The organism is Nitratireductor alexandrii, assembly GCF_004000215.1.
GTDB lineage: Bacteria > Pseudomonadota > Alphaproteobacteria > Rhizobiales > Rhizobiaceae > Mangrovimarina > Mangrovimarina alexandrii.
Genome location: NZ_RBVY01000012.1, coordinates 94,720 through 103,881, shown reverse-complemented (window position 1 = coordinate 103,881; position 9,162 = coordinate 94,720). Strand labels below are relative to the sequence as shown.

At 63.3% G+C, this 9,162-nt stretch carries 7 protein-coding genes and 1 pseudogene; 2 read left to right on the top strand and 6 right to left on the bottom strand.

The annotated features are described in order from the left end of the window. Together EP380_RS21585 and EP380_RS21580 are read right to left on the bottom strand one after the other, a co-directional pair. A pseudogene (locus EP380_RS21585) lies at positions 1–442 on the bottom strand (hypothetical protein); the annotation flags it as partial. A gap of 166 nt (positions 443–608) precedes the next feature. Continuing rightward, positions 609–1,568 carry an alpha/beta hydrolase gene (locus EP380_RS21580; RefSeq protein ID WP_127600742.1) on the bottom strand — a complete coding sequence of 320 codons (960 nt, stop codon included), beginning with the start codon at positions 1,566–1,568 and terminating at the stop codon, positions 609–611. A gap of 134 nt (positions 1,569–1,702) precedes the next feature. On the opposite strand from EP380_RS21580, the gene EP380_RS21575 reads away from it, so the two are divergent. After that, positions 1,703–3,334, top strand: a complete 1,632-nt coding sequence (locus EP380_RS21575; RefSeq protein ID WP_127600740.1) for a flavin-containing monooxygenase — start codon at positions 1,703–1,705, stop codon at positions 3,332–3,334. A gap of 323 nt (positions 3,335–3,657) precedes the next feature. Here the strand turns inward: EP380_RS21575 and EP380_RS21570 are convergent, their stop codons facing one another. Then, positions 3,658–4,134 carry a MarR family winged helix-turn-helix transcriptional regulator gene (locus EP380_RS21570; protein ID WP_127600739.1) on the bottom strand — a complete coding sequence of 159 codons (477 nt, stop codon included), beginning with the start codon at positions 4,132–4,134 and terminating at the stop codon, positions 3,658–3,660. 559 nt (positions 4,135–4,693) lie between these two features. On the opposite strand from EP380_RS21570, the gene EP380_RS21565 reads away from it, so the two are divergent. Beyond that, positions 4,694–5,386 carry a FadR/GntR family transcriptional regulator gene (locus EP380_RS21565; RefSeq protein ID WP_238719982.1) on the top strand — a complete coding sequence of 231 codons (693 nt, stop codon included), beginning with the start codon at positions 4,694–4,696 and terminating at the stop codon, positions 5,384–5,386. 3 nt (positions 5,387–5,389) lie between these two features. Here EP380_RS21565 and EP380_RS21560 read toward each other — a convergent pair whose 3' ends face one another. The 3 genes from EP380_RS21560 to EP380_RS21550 are packed head-to-tail and all read right to left on the bottom strand — an operon-like array spanning position 5,390 to position 9,131. Further along, the gene (locus EP380_RS21560) at positions 5,390–6,583 is read right to left on the bottom strand and encodes a CaiB/BaiF CoA transferase family protein (RefSeq protein WP_127600735.1); all 1,194 of its coding nucleotides are present in this window, start codon (positions 6,581–6,583) and stop codon (positions 5,390–5,392) included. After that, complete coding sequence (locus tag EP380_RS21555) at positions 6,580–7,872, bottom strand: CoA transferase (RefSeq protein WP_127600733.1); 1,293 nt, start codon at positions 7,870–7,872, stop codon at positions 6,580–6,582. Before EP380_RS21555 ends, EP380_RS21560 begins: the two co-directional genes overlap by 4 nt. Beyond that, on the bottom strand, positions 7,806–9,131 hold the full coding sequence (locus EP380_RS21550) for a Rieske 2Fe-2S domain-containing protein (RefSeq protein WP_127600731.1): 1,326 nt from the start codon (positions 9,129–9,131) through the stop codon (positions 7,806–7,808). The genes EP380_RS21555 and EP380_RS21550 overlap by 67 nt, the downstream gene beginning before the upstream one ends. Between the last annotated feature and the right edge of the window lie 31 nt (positions 9,132–9,162).

The following is a 9,162-nucleotide window of genomic DNA, read 5'->3' as shown; positions in this document are numbered from 1 at the left end:
GTGGATAATTGCGCGCTCCGAAAATGTTTGCGACAAGCCCGTATTCGGTGCCAAGTTCCATCGTCGCCTGCGACACGGCATAGGAAGCCTCTTCGGACACGCCCGGATCACTCATGCCCGGCATCTCGGCGAGTTGCGACATCGAGAACCGGCCCGGCGTCAGGCCCAGGAGGAGCACCGTGATGTCGGCAACGCCGGTGCGCACGAGGTCGAACTGACGGGCCGCCGGGCCCATCTGGCTGGATTCGTACAGCTCAAGTACCAGCTCGCCGCCGGTGGCTTCGGCCAGCCCGGCCTTGATCCGTTCGAATTGCTCATTCAACGGGCTGACGGGCGGCGTGAAGAGCGAGACTTTCAGGGTGGTTTCGGCCGCTGCGGGCAAAGCGGTGACCAGGGTGGCGGTCGCGAGTGCGGCGGCGCCAAGACGTGACATCAATTTCATTTTTTTCCTCCCGGATGATGGCGGGACGCCGGTTCGCGTCCATTCAACCTTGAAAAAGGTATCTGCCGACTGTTGCCACGTCAAGTATAACGTGGATTGCCAACTCGTAATTCGGCTTGGGCCGTGCCGTGTGGACCGACGGGGTTTTGACGGCCGCCGGGCCGGGTCAGAGCATCAGATGCCGGACCAGGAATTCCACACCGGCCTCGATCGCCGCATAGGAGCGCGGCAGCACGTGGGGCAGGGTCAGGAACGGGTGGATCTGGCCGGGGAAATGCGCCCCGGTCACCTCGGCTCCGGCCTCGGCCAGCTTGGCGGCGAAGGCGCGGCCCTCGTCGCACAGGACGTCACAGCCCGCCGTCATGACGAAGGCCGGAGCGACACCCGCGAAGGACGGTGCCAGCAGGGGTGAGGCGTGCCAGTCGTGAGCCTGATCCGAGGTCTCCAGATAATGGTCGATGAACCACGCCATGGTCCGGGCCGAAACCGGCATTCCGGGGAAGTCGATGCCGTAGGAGGGTTGCGACATGGTGAGGTCGGTCACCGGGTAGAACAGCGCCTGAGCGCGGGGCCGGGGCAGGTCGCCGTCGCGGGCCATGAGCGCCAGGACGGCGGCAAGGTTTCCGCCGGCGCTGTCACCGCTGAACGCGACCCGCGCGGGGTCGATCCCCAGCCCGTCGGCATTGTCGAAGATCCAGCGGACGGTCTCGGCGCACAGATCGAGGGTGCGGGGGAACTTGGCTTCCGGGGACAGCGGGTAATCGAGCGAGATCAGCGTCACATCGGCGCCGCGCACCACAGAGCGGCACAGATGATCATGCGAATCCGGGCCGCCGATCACCCAGCCGCCACCATGGAAGAAGATCACGGCGGGGGAGGGGGTTTTTCCCAGAAGCGGGCGGTAGATGCGCAGGCCAAGCGGGGCGCTGCCGGACCCGCCCGCGGCAAGGTCCGAAACCGCCCCGATCGTGGGGCACGGCAGATTCGCCGCCGCCCGCCGTTGGTCACCAGCCGCGCGGGCGTCAGCGGGGTTCATGCTTTCCATCGCGGGCACCTGCGCCTTGGCGAACATATCCAAGAGCGCGGCTGCATCGGCGTCGAGCGTCGGTTGTGTTTTATCCATCATCTTGCTCCTCCCTCACGGAAACAAACAGTGTCAGCGTTGACCTGTCAACAAAAACCGGCTACCCCTGACTGGACTTAAGCCGGCGGTGAGCAATCCCGCATGCGCCGAAGATTGAAGAAAATGGGAGGAAGAAGATGTCGGCCGCACAAACCCACACGTCGAAATATGACATTGTCATTGTAGGGGCCGGATTTGCCGGACTTTATGCGCTGTATCGCTTTCGGAATGAAGGCTACCGCGTGAAGGTGATCGAGGCCGGGAACGGCGTTGGCGGCACCTGGTTCTGGAACCGCTATCCGGGCGCGCGCTGCGATGTCGAGAGCATGCAATATTCCTATTCCTTCTCGGACGAGGTCCAGCAGGAATGGTCGTGGAGCGAGCGTTACGCGCCGCAGGGCGAGATCCTGGAATATGTCAATTTCGTCGCCGACAAGTTCGACCTGAAGAAGGACATCCAGTTCAACACCCGCGTCAACACGGCGGTGTTCGACGAGGCGGCGGGCCTGTGGGAGATCGGGTGTGAGACCGGCGAGACCTTCGTTGCGAAATACTGCCTGATGGCAACCGGCTGTCTGTCCGTGCCCATGTCCCCGAAGCTCGACGGGATCGAGCGCTTCAAGGGCGAGCTTTACCGCACCTCTTCTTGGCCCGATAAGCCGGTCTCGTTCGAGGGCAAGCGCGTCGGTCTGATCGGCACCGGATCGTCGGGCATCCAGGCCACGCCGCGCCTGGCCGCTGCGGCGGATCATCTTTACGTGTTCCAGCGCACGCCCAATTATTCGATCCCGGCCCATAACCACGAGCTGGACGACGATTACCAGCACGACTGGAAATCGCATTACCCCGAGCGCCGTGCGCTGGCCAAGCAGACCCGCAACAACACGCTGAACGCGGCGGGTGAAGGTCCGGGCGAGGGGCTGAGCTGGGACGAGCGCGAAGCGGTCTTTGAGGAGCGTTGGCAGTTCGGCGGGCTCGGGTTCATGTACGGGTTCACCGACATGACCAGCAGCAAGGTCGTGAACGATCACGCCTCGGATTTCGTGCGCCGCAAGATCGACCAGATCGTGAAGGACCCCGAGACCGCAGCGAAGCTGAAGCCGATGCATTACCCGATCGGTGCCAAGCGGATCTGCGTCGATACCGATTACTACAAGACCTTCAACCGCGAGAACGTGACGCTTCTGGACGTGAAGGCCGACCCGATAGAGACCGTGACCGAAGCGGGCGTCAAGCTGGCTTCCGGCGAGATCGAGGTGGATATTCTTATCCTTGCGACCGGGTTCGACGCGATGACCGGGGCGCTGACGCGGATCAACCCGGTCGGGCGCGGCGGCCAGACCCTGACCGAGCGGTGGGAGGACGGTCCCAAGACCTATCTCGGCATGGCGATCGATGGCTTCCCGAACATGTTCATCGTCACCGGCCCCGGCAGCCCCTCGGTGTTCACCAACATGGTGACATCGGTGGAGCAGAATGTGGACTGGGTTGCCGATTGCATGAACCGGCTGGAAACGGAGGGCGTGCAGACCATCGAGGCCACGACCGAAGCGGTCGATGACTGGACCGTGAAAGTGGGCGAACTGGCCGAGAACACGCTGCTGACCGGGCTTGGGTCGAATTCGTGGTATGTCGGGGCGAATATCGAGGGCAAGCCCAAGGTGTTCATGGCCTATCTTGGTGGTGCGGCGACGTATTCGGATATCTGCAAGAGCGTTGCGGATGATGGCTATGCCGGGTTCCGGCTCGTTTCACCTGCGGACGCGTAGCAAAGGGAAGAACCGTCGTAGTAAGCCAAATCGGGCGGGTCCGTTGCGACGTCGGACAGGCTTCCGACGCCGGTGGCAAACCGGCTTGGGAAATCCCACTACTGTGGCGGGCTGGGGGGCGCTTCGGTTCGTCTTCGCAGGCGTTTGGATCTTCCGGGGCGCGCCGAACAGGTCGAGCATGGATCATCCGTACTGCAGACCCCGGAAGACCCGGCATCTCCGGTCCGCATGCGGGCAACGCCATGCTCGGCACGGCAAGTTCGATCTTGACGGAACAGGCCGGTCCGAGCCGGTTTACGCCGGAGAGATGACAGGCCGACGGCCTAGCCGGATTTCTTGATGGTCGAGACGTTGTTGAGCACCTTGCGCAGGAACGCAAGAATCTGTTGCTTCTCTTCCTCGCTCACCCCGGCCAGCAGGTTGGCCTCGATCTCGAGCGCGACGCGGAGGATCTCCTCACCCAGTTCGCGGCCTTCCTTGGTCAGTTCGACCTTGAGATCGCGCCGGTTGATGGGCGTGACGACGGCGATCCCCTTGGTCTTAAGTCGGGCCACCGAGCGGCTGACCGCCGCTTTGTCGAGGCCGATATAATCGCATATCTGCGCATTGGTGCCGCCGTCGAATAGACCGAGATAGGCAATGATGCGCCAATCCGTCAGCCCGACGCCAAAACGGGCCAGGTATATGCTGGACGACCGCGATGCGACCTTGTTGTAAACCCATGTAATCAGAGCCGGGAAATAACTGTCGATGTCCCATGTCGACAAGTTCACATTCTCTGACGCCATATCTTTGCTCACAATCTTACCTTGCAGGCCACGGATCCGTTTCCCTGCCTTCACGACCGGCGGTAGCGGGGCATTCGCTCTTTCTAGGGTAGTTTCGATGATACGACAACCTAACCTTCGGCTCTGTGTGCGAAGGCGAACGAGGCCGCCTGCCGACCGTCCGGGCCATAGCGAAAGCGCAACCGCGGTTCCCGCGGGAACCAGATTGGGCGAACAGAATCAGGCTATTGGATCATGTCCGGGGGGCGTCCGCATGCCGTTCGCAGGTCTGCAGACAGCTCGTGGGCACAGCCGGCGCCGAGAGCGAGCCCCTGGGGAGCCCGCCGACAGGATCTGCCAGCACCAGGTCGGACGCTGAGACCACGGCGACGTTGGCCGCAACGGCGCGCGACGGGTGTTGGCGCCGCTTGTGTTGGACCCGCCCGGGTTCGAAATCAGTCCTACCATTTCGGGCCACGCGCGGGGCATGCGAGCTTCGGGGCGGCTAGCATCAAAAGGCCGAAATTGCTATTCAGAATCCGGAGATAGAAACGGATCGCATATGGTTGCCCCGGTACAGAACCCATTGGAAGTGCCTTTCAAGCCGGTCCAGTCGCACCGCAGTTTCGAACTGGTGTGCGAGCGGGTCCGCGAGAAACTGCTTCAAGGCGAATTGAAGCCGGGTGACAAGCTGCCTCCCGAACGCGACCTGGCCCGGCAGTTTGGCGTCAGCCGCAACGTGGTGCGCGAGGCGCTGCGCAGCCTCGAAATCGCCGGCGTCGTCGCGCTCAAGAAGGGAGTGAAGGGCGGGGCCTTCATCCAGGAAGGCGCGGCAAGCTCGATCACGCAGGCCCTGTCCGATCTGATCACCTTGCGTGCGGTGTCGCTGCGGGACCTGTTCGAGGCCCGTATGATGATCCTGGAAATGGTCATCGACCGGGCTTTTTCCGGGCCGGGCGAGGTGGATCTGTCCAGGCTGGATGAGGTGGTCACGCAAACCGCCGAGGCGGCGCGCGACAATGCCATCGCAAGGCGCGTGCAGCTCGCGCGGGAATTCTACCACGAGCTTGCGGCACTCACCGGCAATACCGCGATCATCTTCATGGTTGATGGGCAAACCGAACTGGTCCAGACCTTCCTGCGCTACCGGTTGGGCGAGCTTGATGCCGAAACCCTCATTGCGTCGCGCGAGGCGTTTCTGGGGCACCTGAAAGTGGGGAACACGGACGCGGCCAAGGCGAACCTGCGGGAGCACCTCGACCGCGTCCACACCAATCTCTGGTGACGGTCAGCCAAGCAACCCGCGGTCCCGGAACCCGGCAATATCGGCCTCGGAGAAGCCCAGCAGATCGGTCATCACATGCTCGGTGTGCTCACCGAGCCGCGGCGAGGCCGACCGCAGGACGGTGGGGGTTTTCTCGAAACGATAGGCGGGGCCGTTGTATTTGAGCGTCCCCATTTCCTCGTGATGGAGCGGCCAGAAATGGTCGCGGGCCTCGAGGATCGGATCCTCCAGAAGGTCCGATCCTTTGTAGGCTACCGCCGCCGGCACCCCCGCCGCGCGCAGCCGCTCGGACAGCTCAAATGCATCCTGCGGTGCGGTCAGCGCGGCGATCGCCTCGTCCAGCGAGTCCGGCCCGATTGTCCGTGCTGTATCCAGCCGCTCGGGCGCGCCGAGGGTTTCGCGCAATGCGCGCCACTGAATCTCGGTCTCGCATTCGATGACGATCCAGCGCTCATCGCCGGTGCAGCGATAGACCCCGTGCTGAATCGCACCGTCCTTGCGGTTGCCCGACCGCTGCGCCTCGTGTCCGGTGACCTGGAGGTCGAGCAGCTGCGGCGCGACGAGTTGCACAGTCGCCTCGATCTGCGCCAGTTCGACAAACTGGCCCTCGCCGGTCCGCTCCCGGTGGATCAGCGCAGCCATGAGCGCGGTGAGCGCATAGCGGGGCGAGACGCTGTCGGAATAGGCACCCTTGGGCGTCGCCGGCGGCCGATCCGACCAGCCGGTCATGTGCTGAATGCCTGCCAAGGCCGCGCCTTGCGCGCCGTACCCGGGGTGCCGTGACCAGGGGCCGGTTGCGCCATGCAGCGAGGAGCTGAGCACAATGATCCGGGGATTGATTTTCTTGAGGTCTTCGTAGCCCAGGCCCCATTTCTGCATCGTGCCGGGGCGAAAACTATCGGCGACGATGTCGGCCCATTCGACCAGCGGTCGTATGATGTCGAGCCGGTCCTCGTGGCTCATGTCGACCGCCATCCCGAGTTTGGAGGAATGGAAATCGGCGAAGAAGCCGGATCGGTTGATGCCCGGCTTGTTGTCGATGAAAGGCCCGCCCAGCCGGATCGAATCCGGGTGCTTGAAGCTTTCGACCTTCACGACCGTTGCGCCGTTGTCCGACAATTGCTTGGTGGTGATCGGACCGGCGGCGGCCCACATGAAGTCACAGACCTTCAGCCCGTCAAAGATTCCTTTGCTCACTTTGCCGACTCCGTTTGCTGTGCGTTGATCGCATATGTCGCGGTATGCGCCCCGGCTTTCGGCGCCGGGCGCGGCGCACGCAACGGCGTTTCGGACATCCGCGCCCAATTGGTCGGCAGCTTGACCGACAATTTTCGCAGCGGGTCCTCAAGGACCTGGAAATAATCTCGCGCCGCATGCTGCGGGTTCACAAGAATGTCGCCCAGCGAGTTGATCGGCGCCAGCAGGATACGCTCGGCCACCGCGCGGGTGGTCAACTCTTCCAGCGTCTTGGTCTCGATGAAGCGTTTGATGACATCGGTGACGGTGTCATAATCCTCCTGGCTGATGAAGAACTGGCCGTCACCGTTCCAGTCGCGGCTGGTCAGGATGTCGTCGGTGATCCCGTCCTCGGCCATCCATTTCAGCAGGGCGTCATAGGATTTGATCCGGGCCGAACCGCCGCCGCCGCCGACCGGGCCGAAGACGACGAAACCGTCTTTGCAGGGCCACACGAGACGGGTGAAGAACTGGTTGGCGCGCTCCTTGCGGATCGCCCCGCCGCGCAACTCGTTCAGTTGCAGGATCTGCCAGGCCATGGTGGTGTTCAGAAGCGTCCAGATCACGCACTCTTGCACCGAAACGTCTACCCGCTGTCCTTCACCCGTCCTAAGCGCGTGGTAATAGGCCATGAGTGCGGCATTCGACGCCTCGGCCCCGGCCTGAATGAGCCCGACCGGAACGCCGATGCGCACCGGCGGGCGGTCCACGTCGCCGTTCTGGTAAAGGTGACCGCCAAGCGCCTGAAGCGTCGTGTCCGTCGCCGGCGTATGGTCATAGGCATGGCCCCGCCCGAATGGCAGGATCTCGGCCCAGACGACCGCCGGGTTGGCGGCGCGCGCAATCGCGGCCAGCCGGTCCATCTCTTCCAGGCTCATGCGCTGGAAGTCGGTAACCACGATATCGGCGGTCCTGGCCAGCGCCTCGAAAACGGCAAGACCCGCGTCGGTGGCAAGGTCCGCCGTCACGCTCGACTTGCCCAGGTTGAAGACGATCCAGCTTGCGCTTTCCTCGCCCCCCTCGATCGGGATCAGGGGGAGGTCGCGTCGCGCGGGCTCGCCCCCCTCCGGTTCCAGCTTGATCACTTCGGCCCCGAGGTCTGCGAGCGCTCGCCCGCAGACCGCCCCGGAGAGCGCGGATATTTCGATCACACGTACGCCGGACAGCGCAACTTTGCCGTCGCTCACAATTCGTACCCCAGCGGCTCGCCCAGATCGGCCCGCATCAGCACATTGCCGCTGTCCGCCCAAGGCGTCTCGACCGGCAGCTTCAGCGACAGGGCGCGCACCTTGTAAAGGTCGGGATCGGCATAGCGGTCGGGCAGCTTGCCGGTTTCGGCATAGGCACCGGCCACTTCCAGGAGCATGCGCCGGGTCATGGCGATGCCTGTGTCCGACGTGCAGAGATTTTCCTTGGTCCGGTCATAGACGCGGGCAACGCCGGACTGGCAGGCGGCATCCTGCACCCAGAGGCCCGGCAGGCCAGAGAACCACTTGGTTTTCTGCGAGTCGTAGTCGAACATGTATCCGGTTTCGCGCCGATATTTGGAGATGTAGCGGCCATACGGCACTTCCGGCCCCTGATCGTCGTGACCAGGGTTCGAGTGGTGCCCCGTTTCGCGCCCGTGAAAGCCTTCGGTGAACACCGGGCGGGATTTCGGGTGCAGCGGCTCGTTCGGACGGTAGGAGAACATCAGGCAGAGCGTGGTTTCATCATCGATTGGCACCCAGGCGTGGCCCGAGAGCTCATAGAACTCGTTCGCCTGCGGCGGCACCATGCTGTAGAACGGCATGACGAACTGGTTCACGCGCCAGTAGAGCGTCTTGTCATCCACCTCGCGCCGGGCGGCGATGGACATGCCGAAATCCTGACGGATACATTCGAACCTGGGGCGCAGGTCGCGGGCCTGAACCCACTGGTTGATCGAGCCGCCGTCGTCGATGCGACCATGCAGGATCGCGGCATGGGCGGAGTCGATTTCGCCTTCCAGTGCCTGGAGCCAGTTGCATTCCTGCACCCGGAAGGTGATGACCACGTTTTCGTCCGGAACCATGTTCCATTCGAAATTCGGCAGCGGCGGGCGGTTGTTCGCATCTTCGGGGCCCATATAGGTCCAGACCACGCCGTTGCGTTCGACACAGGGATAGGACTTGATCTTGACCTTTTCCTTCAGCCGCGACCGGACGGGTTCGGCGGGCATGTCCACCACGTCGCCCTTGGTGTTGAATTTCCAGCCGTGATAGACGCAGCGCAGACCGCAATCCTCGTTCCGGCCATAGATCATCGGCGCACCGCGGTGCGGGCAGACCGGGTCGACCAGGCCGACGGAGCCTTCGCTGTCGCGGAAGATGATCATGGTCTCATCCAGGATCTTCACGGTCTGGGGCTGCGCGTTCTTCTCCAGATCGGCGCTGGCGAAGATCGGCAGCCAGTAGTTGCGCATCAGCCCGCCCATTGTGGTGCCGGGACCGACGCGGACGAGGGTTTCATTGTCTTCGTGGGACAGCATGTGGTGTCTCCTTTCAGTGGGTCTTGCGCGT